The sequence below is a fragment of the Acinetobacter sp. L-24 genome (genome assembly GCF_056857555.1).
The window spans coordinates 1-15,347 of the sequence record NZ_JBSXNI010000022.1 but is presented as its reverse complement, the minus strand read 5'-3'; the positions used below and the strand labels follow the sequence as shown (position 1 = coordinate 15,347).

General features: G+C 45.3%; 9 protein-coding genes, 3 tRNA genes and 1 pseudogene. 6 read left to right on the top strand and 7 right to left on the bottom strand.

Annotation, left to right across the window (positions count from 1 at the left end; translation table 11 throughout):
* Positions 1-143: pseudogene (locus AC13CK_RS01415) on the top strand (IS5/IS1182 family transposase); the annotation flags it as partial.
* 130 nt (positions 144-273) lie between these two features.
* On the opposite strand, the gene nudC reads toward AC13CK_RS01415, so the two are convergent.
* From nudC to dnaQ, 3 genes are all read right to left on the bottom strand, one after another.
* Positions 274-1,050, bottom strand: a complete 777-nt coding sequence (nudC, locus tag AC13CK_RS01410; RefSeq protein WP_425880189.1) for an NAD(+) diphosphatase — start codon at positions 1,048-1,050, stop codon at positions 274-276.
* Positions 1,050-2,693, bottom strand: a complete 1,644-nt coding sequence (locus tag AC13CK_RS01405) for a chemotaxis protein (RefSeq protein ID WP_262458150.1) — start codon at positions 2,691-2,693, stop codon at positions 1,050-1,052. The genes nudC and AC13CK_RS01405 overlap by 1 nt, the downstream gene beginning before the upstream one ends.
* A gap of 126 nt (positions 2,694-2,819) precedes the next feature.
* Positions 2,820-4,205, bottom strand: a complete 1,386-nt coding sequence (gene dnaQ, locus AC13CK_RS01400; protein WP_310076536.1) for a DNA polymerase III subunit epsilon — start codon at positions 4,203-4,205, stop codon at positions 2,820-2,822.
* Positions 4,206-4,412: 207 nt separating this feature from the next.
* Here dnaQ and AC13CK_RS01395 point away from each other — a divergent pair, with 207 nt between their 5' ends.
* The 5 genes from AC13CK_RS01395 to AC13CK_RS01375 all read left to right on the top strand — a co-directional run bounded on the left by AC13CK_RS01395 (position 4,413) and on the right by AC13CK_RS01375 (position 13,014).
* Positions 4,413-7,706: a LysM peptidoglycan-binding domain-containing protein gene (locus AC13CK_RS01395; RefSeq protein WP_425880188.1), complete on the top strand. Its 3,294-nt coding sequence runs from the start codon at positions 4,413-4,415 to the stop codon at positions 7,704-7,706.
* A gap of 10 nt (positions 7,707-7,716) precedes the next feature.
* On the top strand, positions 7,717-9,558 hold the full coding sequence (locus AC13CK_RS01390; protein ID WP_425880187.1) for an extracellular solute-binding protein: 1,842 nt from the start codon (positions 7,717-7,719) through the stop codon (positions 9,556-9,558).
* Positions 9,559-9,582: 24 nt separating this feature from the next.
* Positions 9,583-10,629, top strand: coding sequence for a microcin C ABC transporter permease YejB (gene yejB / locus AC13CK_RS01385; RefSeq protein ID WP_253146170.1), 1,047 nt, complete (start codon positions 9,583-9,585; stop codon positions 10,627-10,629).
* On the top strand, positions 10,629-11,639 hold the full coding sequence (locus tag AC13CK_RS01380) for an ABC transporter permease (RefSeq protein ID WP_425880186.1): 1,011 nt from the start codon (positions 10,629-10,631) through the stop codon (positions 11,637-11,639). The genes yejB and AC13CK_RS01380 overlap by 1 nt, the downstream gene beginning before the upstream one ends.
* Positions 11,640-11,769: 130 nt before the next feature.
* Complete coding sequence (locus tag AC13CK_RS01375) at positions 11,770-13,014, top strand: NADH:flavin oxidoreductase/NADH oxidase family protein (protein WP_425880185.1); 1,245 nt, start codon at positions 11,770-11,772, stop codon at positions 13,012-13,014.
* Positions 13,015-13,078: 64 nt separating this feature from the next.
* Here the strand turns inward: AC13CK_RS01375 and AC13CK_RS01370 are convergent, their stop codons facing one another.
* The 4 genes from AC13CK_RS01370 to AC13CK_RS01355 form a co-directional block, all read right to left on the bottom strand.
* Positions 13,079-14,500 carry an iron-containing redox enzyme family protein gene (locus tag AC13CK_RS01370; RefSeq protein ID WP_425880184.1) on the bottom strand — a complete coding sequence of 474 codons (1,422 nt, stop codon included), beginning with the start codon at positions 14,498-14,500 and terminating at the stop codon, positions 13,079-13,081.
* Positions 14,501-14,808: 308 nt separating this feature from the next.
* A tRNA-Glu gene (locus AC13CK_RS01365) sits at positions 14,809-14,884 on the bottom strand.
* A 46-nt stretch (positions 14,885-14,930) separates the two neighbouring features.
* Positions 14,931-15,006 (bottom strand) — tRNA-Glu (locus AC13CK_RS01360).
* A gap of 24 nt (positions 15,007-15,030) precedes the next feature.
* A tRNA-Glu gene (locus AC13CK_RS01355) sits at positions 15,031-15,106 on the bottom strand.
* Positions 15,107-15,347 lie beyond the last annotated feature (241 nt).

Below are 15,347 nucleotides of genomic sequence, written 5' to 3'. Positions count from 1 at the left end.
TGGACTGGTGTTTATATAAAATCAGGCATTTAGTTGAAAATATGTTTTGTAGATTAAAGCAATTTAGAGGAATAGCTACTCGATATGACAAGCTCAAAAGAAATTATCAAAGTTCTGTTGCTTTAGCCTGTATATTTTTATAGCTACCTTTATAGGGTTAATTATGAACAGTAAATGTCAACAGACCCTAAGCAATAGATAAAAAAGAATCCAGTGGATGATCTCCCCTGGATTCTTTTTTAAGCCGTTGAGCTAAATCTTTCGAGTGCAGATTTATAGCCAGGTCTTGGTGTCGTCTGAGACTGCCGTACCTTGAGTCACATGCATGATCATGGCATGGGCAATACTGCCTTTAAACGGAATTTCAGGCAGCTGATCGAATTTAAAGAATTGCGCATCGCTAATTTCTTCTTCCTGCAGCTGTAGCTCACCACCAGCATATTCTGCCTTGAAGGCAATCATCAGGTTACTTGGGAAAGGCCAGGGCTGGCTGGCCAGATACTGGATATTTTTGAGATGCAGACCGACTTCTTCCAGCGTTTCACGACGTACTGCATCTTCCAGCGTTTCACCCACTTCAACGAAACCGGCAATCAGTCCATACATCTGGCTTTTAGTATTACGTGCATTTTTGGCCAGCAGAATCTCGTCTTCACCTTTGGTAATAACAGTAATAACGCAAGGCTGTACCCGTGGATATTGCCGGTAGTTGCAGGATGGGCAGACCATGGCATATTCAACAGCATGCGCTTCAGTCGCTGTACCGCAATGACTACAGAACTTATGGTTACGACGCCATTCTAAAAGTTGTACTGCGCGGCTGGCCTGTTCGAATTGCTGGGTATTCCAGAACTGTAACAGCTGACGGATGGGAACCAGTTGCAAGCCTGCAGGAATCGGCTCATCGGGAAGAAGATCACGGGCAATCACCTGATCACCCGTGTGGAGTAGCAAATCACTTGCTAAGGCTTCAACCCGTGGAAGTTGAAAGTGTTGATCGACCAGCAGTTGCTGTTGTTGAAAAATATAAGCAAGTGATAATTTGGACATTAGGCAACTATTTTGAGTTTCTCACTACTGTCCAATGCTACCTGAAACATCGCCTGTAATACAGGCTGTTTGTTCTTTAAGTTATCAATCATCATGTCGGCACTGGCCAGGGTGTCTAAAGCACGATGAATTTCTTCCGGACTTAATGCAATCGACAGATCAATACGGTTCTTGATGAATTCTGCAGTGGTGGTGAATGCAGTACGAACATGTTCTGCATTCAGGAACAGCATCGCGCCGCCAATCTCGCAAAACTGTACAGGAACAGGTTCGAGGGCAGTCAAGTCATGATCTTGCAGGTAATTGCTGAGAATCTGGCTAGAAAGCTCGATCAGGGCCTTGGTTTCTGTGAGTAAAGCAGCGTGTGCTTCATCCAGACGGTCCAGAGAAATATTCATGTTGTTGACGCGCAGCTGCAAGCGGCTCGAAGTGTGATGACGTTCCAGTACGCCAATCGAGTTCATGGCAGACAGAATGACATTCATCAACTGCTGGGCAAAGCTGGCATCCTGCATAATCTCGGGCTGGCTCAGTGAAGCAGCCTGACGGGTCAGGTCATGATAGGCTTCATTCAGGTTCAACACCTTGAAGATATTGGCCAAACTATTCAGTTGAGCCTGTAATTCCTGAGTCTTTTCAGGCGTCATATTCTGATAGTTGAACTCGATGTCATTACGAATCTGTGCCATTTCCGTGGTCACCAACTCGCTGATGGTATGCATGGTTTCAAAGTCAGGACCATACAGGTGGCGACTGAAGACCTGTAATTGCATATCGGTCAGTAGGTCATCGCCAACATTGAGCTGGCTACGGATAGATTGCGCAGTTTCATCTTCCTGACTGATACATAGGCTGAGCACATTGGCCAGATCAGCCAGCGAAGCCTTGAAGCTGTCTGCCGAGCTAAAATACTGTGCCATGTTGCGCTCAATGCTCACCAAGGTGCGTAGACGTGGCTCATTAATCAGCAGGTGCTCAATATTGTTTAACGCGACATATACCAGATTCCAGTACTGCTTGCTGTCATGTTGTTCTGCAAGTCCGGCCAGATAAGCCCCCACCAGTTTGATGGCTTGCAAATCCAGTTCACTTTCTTCCTGATTGATCAGCTTGTTGAGTGACAGCTTATACAGACGGTGTACATATTGGGATTTTTCCAGACTTGGTGCCTGTGGCAGCGCAAAATCAGGAGTGACGCAATCTAATAGCGATTCTACATGCTGGCCTTCAGTCGTCAGTGGTTTACCCAAAGCCAGTTCCAGACGGTTCAGGGTATCCAGCAAAAACTGTGGAATTTTCACTTCACGCAAACAGATAAATTCGATATAGCGTTTCAGCATGGTGGTGCCTTCACTCAAGGCGATCACTTCTTGAGTATTAACCTGCGCCGGATTCCCCATAATCTTGCGCATTAATTCTGCTGAATATTGAGCGACTTTTGCCAGACTGGACATGTCGATGAGTGCCAGAACCTGGGCGCATTGTTCGAACTGATTTAATGCATCATCAATACCAAAAGGTAAAGTCTGGTCTTCTACCAAGGTGCTTACTGCTGATTCGACTAACTTGATCGAGTTATCAACCTCATTTTTTATTATCAGTAAAGCTGTTGGATCAAAATGTATAGAGGTTTGGTAAGACATGATCTGCACCTTTCCTGGAGTATTATCTATATATGAGCCCCCGCTTTAAACTACGGGGCCTCTTTGTATTTACTATAACTGAAGAACGATAGTTTTAAACCTAAAGTATCCCCGGAAATGTAGATTTTATTTTGCGAAAAGGCAAGCAGTTCCATGTTTTTCTTCGAATTGTTTGACCCAATTCTCATGTTCCTGCAATTCCTGTTCTGACGGAAGAATCACCGGCAATTCAATTTCAACTCTGGCCATCCCTGAACGGCTGTTCTGGTCTTCAGACTGAGACAGGGCATCGATATCAAAAGACACTTGTCCACCGGTCATCGCCAGATAAACATCCGACAGGATTTCCGCATCAAGCAAGGCACCGTGGAAAGTACGGTCGCGTTGTGGAATCTCGTAACGGCGCACTAAGGCATCCAGCGAATTTTTCTGCCCGGGATGTTTGGACTTGGCTAATGCCAGGGTATCGGTGACTTCACAAACCTCGGAGAGCGCTTTAAAACCTGCGCGCTTGAATTCCATATCCAGGAAGTTCATATCGAAAGTCGCGTTATGCGCAATAATTTCTGCGCCGTGTAAATAGTCAAACAGCACTTGAGAAATTTCTTCAAACAGCGGTTTGTCTTGCAGGAATTCATCGGTGATCCCGTGGACATTCACGGAATCGCCGACCGGTGTTTTCGGATTGATATAGATATGAATCGAGCTGCCGGTCAGTTTGCGGTTAATCATTTCCAGCGCGCCGACTTCAATAATCCGGTCACCATCCTGATAATAAAAACCGGTGGTTTCAGTATCCAGAATCAGTTGTCGTGGGCCATGCAGCTGTAGCTTTGCTGGTGTAATGACAATTTGCGGATGTAGCTCAGTCGAGGCAGATGCGTCTGAAGATGAAGCATCTTTATTGCTGTCCGTTGCTAAAACTTCAGTCTGTACAATTTCTTCAACAGTCACTTCGATGATTTCTTCCGGCAGGTCTTCCAGCTCTTCTTCACTCTCAGCCAGATCCAGACCGAAAGGATCGTCTAGCAACCAGTCGGGTTCAGATTTTTTTTTATCTTCAGACATTGAAGGGCTTTGCTTGGATTTTTTCAGGGTTTCATCAGCACCCAGATTGGCCAGCTGATCGGCCATTTCATTGCCCGGATGTCCGGCATGACCTTTGACCCAGTGCCATTCGATGTCACGTCCCTGACAGACTTCATCGAGCTTTTGCCACAGATCCGGATTTTTGACGTCTTTCCAGTTTTTCTTTTTCCAGCCGTGAATCCATTCGGTAATGCCTTGTTTGACATACTTGGAATCGGTATAGATCACCAGTTTGTCTTGCTTGTCACAGAACAGAATCCCTTCAATCGCAGCCGTCAGTTCCATGCGGTTATTGGTAGTATGATCTTCACCGCCATAAATTTTGTGTTCTTGTTGGCCATTAACAATGTACGCACCCCAGCCGCCTAAACCCGGGTTGCCGCGACAGGCGCCATCAACATAAAGTGTGATAGTGTGTGACATAGATTAAATCCGATCAAAATAGAACAAGCTGGAAGGCTTATTGTATAGCGCAAATGCAGTCGATCAATCTATATGTCCGGGATTTTTTAATTTCTTGTAACATTTAACGTGAAATCGCGGTAAATTATTGGCTTGAGTCTTCGACATGCTTCACTACAATGGCATATCTAAAAAATAAATTTATATACGAGTTGTTTGGATTTCTTTATGTATAAACCAACCGCAATTTTGTGGCAGCCGACATTACCTACATTTTTAAAATATTCTGTACTGGGAACTGCGCTTGCTTCTCTAGGACTGACGGGCTGTTCATCTACACAAAGTGCGACCCAAACAGCATCAAGCAAGCAGGTTGGATCACAATATCTGGATGCCAGTAGTCTGGATGGACTCGAAGATTTACTCTCTGCAACGGATATGCGTGCAGTCGAAGGCGACCGTTTACAGATTCTGAAACATGGTGATGTCTGGAAACGCATGACCGTAGGTTTCAAGATGGACTTAAGTGTCTGGAATCCGCGGATTGATGCGCAGCGTGGCTGGTTTATTTCACGTCAGCCTTATCTGGATCGTTTAAGTGCGCGTGCATCACGTTATTTATATTACACAGTAAAAGAAGCAGAACGCCGTGGCATGCCGACCGAGTTGGCACTGTTACCGATTATTGAAAGTTCTTATGACCCGGCAGCGACCAGTAGTGCGGCGGCAGCAGGTTTATGGCAGTTTATTCCAAGTACCGGCCGCATTTATGGTTTAAAGCAGACTTCTTTATACGATGGTCGTCGTGATGTGGTGGAATCGACCCGTGCAGCCTATGAATTTTTAGGCAGTCTGTATAACCAGTTTGGTTCCTGGGAATTGGCGCTCGCTTCTTATAATGCCGGCCCAGGCCGTATCCAGCAGGCAATTAACCGTAACAAAGCTGCAGGTCTGCCCACCGATTATTGGTCCTTGAAACTGCCACAAGAAACCATGAGCTATGTGCCACGTTTTCTGGCAGTTGCACAAATTATTAAAAATCCGGGCAGTTATGGGGTGAGTTTGCCACCGATTGCCAACCGTCCGCATTTCCGTGAAGTACCGGTCGGTGTTGCCAGTTTAAATGAAATTGCAGCCATCACTGGTCTAAGCCGTGCAGAACTGTATCAATTAAACCCGGGTCATCGTGGTGATCATATTGATCCTGCAAGTCCGCGCCGTATTCTGATTCCAGCTGACCTAAGTCCTTCAGTCGATGAGAAGCTGAAAAAATTATCCGGCTCAGGCGGTTTATGGGCGAGTAACACGAGCAGCCTGCCGCGAAATACGACGACAGTGGTGCCCACCAGAGCTGCACCGCCAGAATTAAATACGAAAACGATTACGCCTTCTAAACAGACTCCGCCAGCGGTTGTTAGTAATCAGCCTGTAACGACCGTTGCTAAAACAACGACTCCGGCGAAAGCTGCAAGTACGCCATCTGTCGTCACAGCAGCGGTAAGTACCGCGACAACGGCCAATACTGTAACGAAGACTACGAAAAAGATTTCGACACCTAAAGGCTCATCTGCTTTAGCCAGTTTTGCGGCACAAAGTGATTTGCCAATTCCAAGTGCGCCGCGTATTCCGGTAGCTGTAACACCTGCAGCGCCAGCGAAACAAATTCAGGTCGAACCACCGATTTCTGCAGCTGAGCGTCAACAAGTTCAGCAGGCGGTCATCGCACAGGATATTCAGAAAACTGTAGATGAAATTCTGCAGCCTGTCGCAACACCGGCAGAACAGGCCCAAGTGGTTGAAGAGCTGAAAGCATTGGCGCCGGCTGGCACAGAAATTGTTGATCCTTATGATGGCAAAATCAAGCTGACTGCCATTCAAACCAGCCTGTCTGTGGCTGAGCAGCAAGGTAAAGAACTGACAAAAGGCTTCTCTTATCCAAAAGAAGTTGCTGACAATACCACTGCGAATTCGGTTGAAGCCCAGCTGAATCAGGGCAAAAATTACGTCAAGACTGATTCTGAAGTGGTGGTGGTTGCTCCAAAAGGCAAACGCAGTACCTATAAGGTGTTACCAGGTGATAATCTGGCAATGATTGCGGCTAAAAATGGGGTGAACTGGCGTGATGTGGCGAAATGGAACCAGATTGATCCAAATTCTCCGCTGTATGTGGGTACCACCATTTATCTGTATGATGCCAAACCGGTACAGGAAGCCAGCAAAGCCAAAGAAAAGCCGGAAACTTATGTGGTTCAGGCCAATGACTCTCTGACTAGCGTAGCGAATCAGTTTGGTTTTAGCGTGAAACAACTGGCTGATTTTAATGGACTGAGTACCAATAGCGGTCTGTTTGTTGGGCAAAAGCTGTCACTGAAAGAAACGGTTGCCTCTAAATCTAAAGCTGAAGAGATTAAAAAAGCTGAAACTGCCAAGGTTCAGACCAAATCTTATACGGTGAAACGCGGTGAATATCTGAAACTGATTGCCGATCGTTACGGGCTTTCAAATACCGAACTGGCATCATTAACGTCGGGTCTGACTGCCGGTAGCAGTCTGATGGTGGGACAGAAAATCAATGTACCACTTCAGGAAGTTGAAGGGCTAACGGCATCTAGCCAGAAAACTGAGCAGAAGTTTGAAAATGTCAAAGTCGATCAGACTGCGACTGAAAACTATCAGGTCAAACGCGGTGAAACCCTGTATAGCATTGCCAGTCAAAGCATGCTGAGTGTTTCTGAACTGGCTGTATTGAATGGGTTGTCTGCCAATAGTGGTTTACGTATAGGTCAGACCATCAAGATTCCAGCCGGCAGTCAGATCCCTGAAACCTATACGGTTCAAGCGGGTGATACGCTGACCGGTATTGCCGCAAAATACAATCTGTCAATGGACCAGGTGGCGAGCCTGAATAGCATGTCACGTAATGCCGGCTTGCGTGTGGGACAGCGCCTGAAACTCAGTGGTGAAGTTGCTGAACCGGTACGTGAAGTGGTTGCTGAAACTGCGACGAAGAATACAAAATCGGATTCGCATGTGGTGAAGTCAGGTGAAACCTTAAGTTCTATTGCACGTCAGTATCATTTACAACTGAAATATCTGGCAGATTTAAATGGCCTGAATACCAATAGTACGGTGCGTATTGGTCAGCGTTTAAAAATTGAGGGTGACTTTCCGGTAGATAAAAAAGTTGAAGATGTGAAAGTGGCAACTAAGCCTGTAGCTTCTAAGGCAACTGAATCCTATACCGTTAAATCAGGCGAATCCCTGAATGCAATCGCCAGCCGTTTAGGCATAAGCGTGACCGACTTGGCTCAATTAAATAATCTAAGTCCACGCGCAGGATTAAGGGTCAGTCAAACCATTCAGATTCCAAAACTGGTGACTGATTATAAAGTCAAACGCGGTGATACCTTAATCGGTCTGGCTTCACGCTATGGTATGAACAGCAATGAACTGGCGGAAATGAATGATCTCAAACCGAATACGCAATTGCGTATTGGCGATGTGATTAAAGTACCGAATTAATGAATGGATCATGAGATTCGCTCATTTATTTAAAACTTTCAGGTTTATCTGGCTAGCCCCGCTGCTCGTGAGTAGCAGTTGGGCAGCCCTGATCACCACCCCATATATCGCGCTATATAACCAGCCGAAATATGCCCAGGCCAAATCCCTGCCTTATGCCAATCCGCAAGCAACGAAAGGCGGTACGCTGATTCTAGCAGCTGATGGCAGTTTCGATAATTTAAACAGCATGAATGGCAAGGGCAATGTCACTGAAGGGGGCAACTATATTTTTGACAGTTTGCTGTCCAAGTCACTGGATGAGCCCGGTGTGTACTATCCCTTGCTGGCGGAAAAAGTCAGTTTTGACCCCAAGAAAACCGCCTTTATTATTTTTCATTTAAATCCGAAAGCACGGTTTAGTAATGGCCAGCCGGTAACTGCACAAGATGTCAAATACAGTTTTGAACTGTTTCAGACCCAGTCCAATTTTGGCCTGCAGATGTATTTGGCTGATTTAAACCGGCTGGAAGTCCTGTCACCTTTACAGGTCAAAATGCATTTTAAATCCGGACATAATCCGGAAATGGCGATGATTGTCGCGCAGATGCCCATTTATTCTAAACAGGAATGGCAAAAGCGTAATTTTAAAGAATTGACGTTGAAACCGATGCTGGGTTCAGGGCCTTATGTCATTGAACACATAGATGCTGGACGTAGTATTAGCTATAAACGCAATCCCCGATATTGGGGCAAAGACTTGATGGTCAACCGCGGGCGTTATAATTTTGACCGGATCAAGTATCGTTATTATCGTAGCCCTGAAATCAAGTTCGAAGCTTTCAAGTCGGGCCAATTTACCTTGCATGAGGAAAAACAGGTCAACCGTTGGGTGAAAGACTACCAATTTCCTGCCGTTCGGCAAGGACAGGTGCAGCGTTACCGCTTTCAGCATCACAACCCGATTCCGACCCAGAGTCTGATATTCAATACCCGCCGTCAGCCTTTTGCCGATATCCGTTTCCGGCAAGCCTTGAGTTTTGCCTATGACTTTGAATGGCTGAATAAAGCCATGTTCTATGGTGAATATCAGCGCCTGAACAGCTTTTTTTCCAATAGCGAGCTGGCATCTCATGGACGGCCAAGTGTTCAAGAACTGCACATTTTAAAACCCCATTTAAAGCAGCTTGATCAGGTTCAACGTCAGGCGGTACTTAAGGACTGGAAATATCCTCAGTCAGATGCCTCCGGTTTTAACCGGAACAATCTGTTAAAGGCCCGTCAATTGCTATTAAAGGCAGGCTATCGTTATCAACAGGGGAAGTTGGTCAATGCTGCGGGTCAACCGGTACAGATTGAGTTCCTGTTGCATCAGGCAGAACAGCAGCGTGATCTGATGCCATATCTACGTCATTTAAAACGCTTGGGCATTCAGGCCAGCATTCGTATGGTAGAAACCGCGCAATATTATGAACGGCTGCGGAATTATCAGTTTGATATGATTGTTGATACCATGCCGCAATCCCTGACACCGGGGCAGGAGCAGAAACAGTTCTGGGGCAGTCAGGCCGCAGCGCAGTCAGGTAATTATAATTATGCCGGTATTCGAAATCCGGCCATTGATGGAGTCATTCAGCAGGTGACTCAAGCTCAAAACCGTGAACAGCTGGTGAATAGTACCCGAGCATTAGACCGTTTACTGCGAGCAGGCTATTATCATATTCTGACTTATGGTACGGGCGAATACTGGTATGCTTACTGGAATATGTATCAGCAGCCGCAACGAAAACCTAAACTCTCCGCCGGGATTGATTACTGGTGGGTCGATGCAGAAAAGGCCAGACATGTGGCTGATTATTTCAAACAGCATTAAGCTCCAAGCCTATCAGGGAGTGCCATGAGCACTTATATTCTCAAACGTCTGTTGCTGATGATTCCAACCTTGCTGATCATTTTGCTGATCAATTTCATGGTGATCCAGCTGGCACCCGGTGGTCCGGTGGAGCAGGCGATTTATCAGGCGCAACAGGTCAATGGTTTGGCGCATACCGGATTGCAGTATCAGGGAAAGCAAGGCCTCACACCGGAGATGCTTGAGCAGATTAATATCCAGTACGGCTTTGACCAGCCGCTGCATATTCGATTTTGGGAAATGCTAACGCGTTATGCGCAGTTTGATCTGGGGCAGAGTTTTTTCAAAGACAAACCTGTGACTGAACTCATCTGGGAAAAATTGCCAGTATCGCTTTCTTTAGGCCTGTGGAGTACCTTGCTGATTTATCTGGTCTCCATTCCTTTAGGGATTAGAAAAGCCCGAAAACATGGCAGTCTGTTTGATCAGACTACCTCTCTAGTGTTGGCAGTAGGCTATGCCATTCCAGCCTTTATTTTTGCCATTTTACTCATCGTATTTTTTGCTGGTGGGTCTTATCTGCACTGGTTTCCCTTGCAGGGAATTCGCTCTGAAAATTTTGCTGAACTCTCATTCTTTGCGAAAATTCAGGATTATTTCTGGCATATGGCCTTGCCGCTGTTGGCCATGGTGCTTGGCGGATTTGCCAGTTTGACCTATCTGGTCAAATTTTCCTTTGTAGAAGAGCTGACTAAGCAATATGTCTTGGCTGCGCGGGCCAAAGGTTTAACTGAACATGCAGTGCTGTATCGGCATGTATTCCGGAATGCCATTTTAGTGCTTATCGCAGGTTTGCCTGAAGTTCTGATCGGGGTGTTTTTTGTGGGAAACCTGTTTATCGAGATTATCTTTAATCTGGATGGCTTGGGTGTTTTAGGCTTTGAGGCGATTATTCAGCGTGACTATCCGGTGATTTTTGGTACTTTGTTTATTTTTACTTTGCTCGGCCTGATACTGCGTTTACTCAGTGATTTGCTCTATCAACTGATTGATCCAAGGATTCATTTCAGTTCACGTCGAGGATCACAATAATGTCTTCCTTGATGCAAGCACGCTGGCAACGTTTTAAGCAGCATAAGCTGGGCTTTGGCTGCTTTATTATTTTCAGTGCTATTTTCATCATTTCCTTGGGTGCAGAACTGATTGCTAACGATAAGCCCTTGTTGGTGAAATATGATCATGCTTTTTATCTGCCCATCCTGAAATCCTATCCAGAAACCACGTTTGGTGGGGTATTTGAGACAGAAGCAGAATATAAAGATCCCGCTGTACAGCAACTGATTGCAGAAAAGGGCTGGGCGATCTGGCCCATCATTCCGTTTTCCTCTCAAACGCCAAATTTTGAACTGGCTGTACCAGTGCCTTCGCCACCGAGTGCGCAAAACTGGCTGGGAACAGATGATCAGGGCCGTGATGTTCTGGCACGGATTCTATATGGCTTAAGGATTTCATTACTGTTTGGTTTTGCTCTGACTCTATTGTCTGCAGCGTTGGGAATTTTAGTAGGGGCAATTCAGGGTTATTATGGCGGATGGATTGACCTGATCGGGCAACGCATACTCGAAGTCTGGAGTGGTTTACCGATGCTGTTTATGGTGATGGTACTGGTCAGTCTGTTTACTCCGAGTATTTACTGGCTATTTCTGATCATGCTGTTATTTGGCTGGACCACACTGGTGAGTATGGTGCGCGCTGAGTTCTTGCGCGCCAGAAATCTGGAATATGTCTGGGCAGCAAGAAGTATCGGGGCCGGGGATGGACGGATCATGTTCAAACATATTCTTCCCAATGTGATAGGTTCTAGCCTGTCACAGTTACCTTTTATGCTAACCGCCAATATTACTGCACTGACAGCGCTGGATTTTTTAGGGTATGGTCTGCCACCCGATTCGGCATCCCTCGGGGAACTCTTGCTTCAGGCCAAAAACAACTTAAATGCGCCGTGGCTGGCATTGTCGGGATTCTTTAGTTTGGCGATTGTACTGAGTTTGCTGATCTATATGGGAGAAGCGGTACGGGATGCTTTTGATCCAAGAAACTAAATCACAAAAATCTTTAACCATAAGAAAATAAGCAGATAAAAATTGTGTAAATTTGACAAGACTGATTGTCAATTGTTCTGGCTTACGTTATAAACGAGTACAAAATAAAAGTAACGTATCAGGACAGATCATGACTCAATTGGCCGATTCCATTCAAATTCGCAATATCACTTTTAAAAACCGCATCATTAAAGGTGCCATGAGTGAAGCACTGGCCAATGATGCCGGCCAGCCCAATCAGGCACATTTCAAGTTGTATGAAGCATGGGCCGAAGGTGGCTTGGGTTGTGCTATTACGGGTAATGTCATGGTGGATTATCGTGCCAAGAATGAACCGGGCGTCGTAGTGGTAGAAACAGAACGCGATCTGGCGCAGCTTAAAGTCTGGGCCGACGTAGGCAAACAGCATGGCATGGTACAATTGGTCCAGTTGTCGCATCCGGGCCGCCAGTGTCCCAAAGGTCTGAATAAAGAAACGGTTGCACCTTCGGCAGTATCCTTTAGTCCGGCTTTGGCCATGAGCTTTGGAACCCCACGGGAACTGCGCGAAGATGAAATCCTGGATATTATTCAGCGCTTTGCCACTTCGGCTGCCATCTGTGAAAAAGCAGGATTTGAGGGGGTGCAGTTGCATGGGGCACATGGTTATCTGATTAGCCAGTTTCTGTCACCGCTAACCAATAAGCGTCAGGATCAATGGGGTGGTAGTATTGAGAATCGTACCCGTTTTCTGCTGGAAACCTATCAGGCTGTCCGTGCTGCAAGCTCAGAAAATTTCATTATTTCAGTCAAATTGAATTCTGCTGACTTTCAGCGCGGTGGTATAAGTGAAGAAGATGTGATCTATGTCTTTAAGGCGATGGATGCAGCCGGGATTGATATCATTGAAGTATCCGGCGGTAGTTATGAAGCGCCTGCCATGGCTGGTGTAAAAGAAGACAAACGCAAAGCTTCAACCATTGCCCGTGAAGCCTATTTCCTCGATTTTGCCGAAAAAATCCGTCAGGAAGTGAAGTGCCATATCATGGTCACTGGTGGATTCCGAACTGTTGAAGGCATGAATGCCGCGCTTGACAGTGGTGCTTGTGATTTTGTCGGGATTGCACGTCCCTTTGCGGTAGAACCTGACTTGGGCAATCGTCTGGTTGCAGGGCATGATGTACGTTATGCGGTTGAGAAAATTAAAACCGGTATTCCAATGGTCGACAAAATGGCGATTATGGAAATCATCTGGTATGCCGCGCAGTTTAAAGAAATTGCCAAAGGCAAGCAGCCTAATCCAAAGCTGTCACCACTAAAGGTCTTTTTGCAGTATCTGAAAGGCAATGTCAAAGCGGTGATCAAGGGACAATTAAACTCGCGAAAATCGGCTTAATCTTTATTAAAAAACCGGACACTGCAAATGTCCGGTTTTTTAATTTCTGGCACTTAGGGGTGCTTTAGGAATAATGCATCGCCTGGGTCTGAAAAGGAAATAATAACTGGCTTAACTGACGAGTCGCCCATAAACCAATTTCAGTATGATGCATATGCGGTGCAGTATAAGGAATCAGTAAATCAATTTTCTGTTCAGCACCTTCACAGCGTATGAAACGGCTTTTTAACTGATTTAAGCGCTGCTGGTCCATGCGGCTCATTGCAGGTTCAATTTTTGCCTGTGAAGGAGTTGCACTACGTGACGATAGGCGAGTTGCCAAGCCTGCCCCCTGAATCCAGTCTCTAATAATCTGTTTTTCGGTCGCATTAAAGACCCCAAACATTTTACCTTCCGGATGATCTATCATTTTCCAGAAACGGCTTTGTTCCACTGGTGCATCTTTTACGATCCAGCCTTTTTCAATCATGACCTGCAAAAACTCGGCAATCTGGGCAGGATCGGATAACCAGTCATTGATGGTCTTGCCACTAAACTGGCATTTCTGATTATGAATATATTGACCAATCAGCGCTTTATTCTGGAACACTTTTAAAGCCATCTGTTCAATGTCCAGTTCCTTAATAATCTGAGAAGAACTTTTGCCGATGTCATTCAGGACATAGCCTTTTTTAATCAGCTCCAGATAAGTTTCCGGGTTTTCTGCATGATTAAAATGCTGGATAAATGCTTGCAGGGATTTCTGCGCATGACCATTGTGAGCATTATCAATAGTAATGTGCACATTGAAATAATGTGGATCGATACCCAGTTCAGCCAGTTCATAATTGGTGATTAACAGATGCAGCGGTAACTGTTCATAGCCGAGATTAAAGCCAATGACCAAAGGTAGGTATTTGGCCGGGGCATAAGCCAGTGCGAGCTGTACGGCAGCCTGTTCGTAGTAACTGTCATCCAAATGCTCGGCATAACTGTTCAGCTCATAATGACTCAACAGGTCCTGATACATGGTGACATGATTGGCACGCGGATGCCCTAAACCAAGCTCTTCGAGATAGATGTAAATCAAATCTTTCAACTCGGGCTGATTACAGTTTGGCACGGTTGAATACAACCAAGCACCATCGACCAGTTTAACCGGTGCAACTTTCGCCAGGAATTCGAAAGCATGAGAAACCGTCGGAAAATATTCCCGGGGCTGTTGCTGTTTCCGGCGATTGACATAGGTCTGGAAAGTGGCACAGATTTGATGATGTTGTTCTAAAAGATGCTGTTCAACCTGTGGGGGCTGATCTAACCATCCGAGAGTATCAATATTTAAATTTTTAATCAGATCGCTCAAATAAGATTCAGCTTTTTCAGTTTTGGTATATGTCGAAATTTCAGTATCTTGAAAAAAGTCGACCCAATCCTTAAAGCTTTTAATTTGATAATTATGATTTTTATTTGGCGATAAAGGTAAACTTAGCTCTGTGCTGACGAACATAATCTGATCCTTGCAGATTTCTCTTGATTTACCTTAACGTGCCCTCTAAAAGCAGGGTGTTGAATTTTTGTTCTAATTTATTGGTGTATTGCTTTAAATGAAAATGAACGGATATTTCTATGCATAGAAATGTTAAAACAATACAAATTGTAAAATTAAGAATGGGATGGCAGCCCCCAGAAAGAGAGCTAGATTTGAACGAATGATAAAAACAAGGTTTAAAGTTTTCAGAAATAAAATTTGCAAGATAAAAAAAAGCCCGAGTCGCAATGCTCGGGCTTTTTGTTGAGATGTTACCATCTCGAATATGGCGTCCCTACGGGGATTCGAACCCCGGTTACCGCCGTGAAAGGGCGATGTCCTAGGCCTCTAGACGATAGGGACAGTACAGAAGATAAATTTTAAAACCGCTACTTTTAGCTTGAAGTAATGGCGTCCCTACGGGGATTCGAACCCCGGTTACCGCCGTGAAAGGGCGATGTCCTAGGCCTCTAGACGATAGGGACTTAATAAAATGTACTTCTGAAAATTGGCGTCCCTACGGGGATTCGAACCCCGGTTACCGCCGTGAAAGGGCGATGTCCTAGGCCTCTAGACGATAGGGACGTTTCAGAGGTGGGCGTATAATAGGGTGAAAACAGGGGGGTGTCAAACGCATTTCCATAAAAAAAATGATTTTCTGGGTTGAGTGCATAAATTTAAAACAATCTAGGGTGTGTTGACACTTTTAGCTTAAAAAAATAGCGAAGTAGTAAAATCAAATCGCCAAACCCAATTTTACTATTCGCTATGCCTCGTACCATGCTGACAGATCAACACTGGCAAAAGTTGAAAGTTATTCTGCGTA

Coding starts and splice junctions, on each gene's coding strand:
- nudC (WP_425880189.1), bottom strand. CDS start 1,050: ATGTCCAAATTATCACTTGCTTATATTTTTCAACAACAGCAACTGCTG.
- dnaQ (WP_310076536.1), bottom strand. CDS start 4,205: ATGTCACACACTATCACACTTTATGTTGATGGCGCCTGTCGCGGCAAC.
- AC13CK_RS01370 (WP_425880184.1), bottom strand. CDS start 14,500: ATGTTCGTCAGCACAGAGCTAAGTTTACCTTTATCGCCAAATAAAAAT.
- AC13CK_RS01405 (WP_262458150.1), bottom strand. CDS start 2,693: ATGTCTTACCAAACCTCTATACATTTTGATCCAACAGCTTTACTGATA.
- yejB (WP_253146170.1), top strand. CDS start 9,583: ATGAGCACTTATATTCTCAAACGTCTGTTGCTGATGATTCCAACCTTG.
- AC13CK_RS01380 (WP_425880186.1), top strand. CDS start 10,629: ATGTCTTCCTTGATGCAAGCACGCTGGCAACGTTTTAAGCAGCATAAG.
- AC13CK_RS01375 (WP_425880185.1), top strand. CDS start 11,770: ATGACTCAATTGGCCGATTCCATTCAAATTCGCAATATCACTTTTAAA.
- AC13CK_RS01395 (WP_425880188.1), top strand. CDS start 4,413: ATGTATAAACCAACCGCAATTTTGTGGCAGCCGACATTACCTACATTT.
- AC13CK_RS01390 (WP_425880187.1), top strand. CDS start 7,717: ATGAGATTCGCTCATTTATTTAAAACTTTCAGGTTTATCTGGCTAGCC.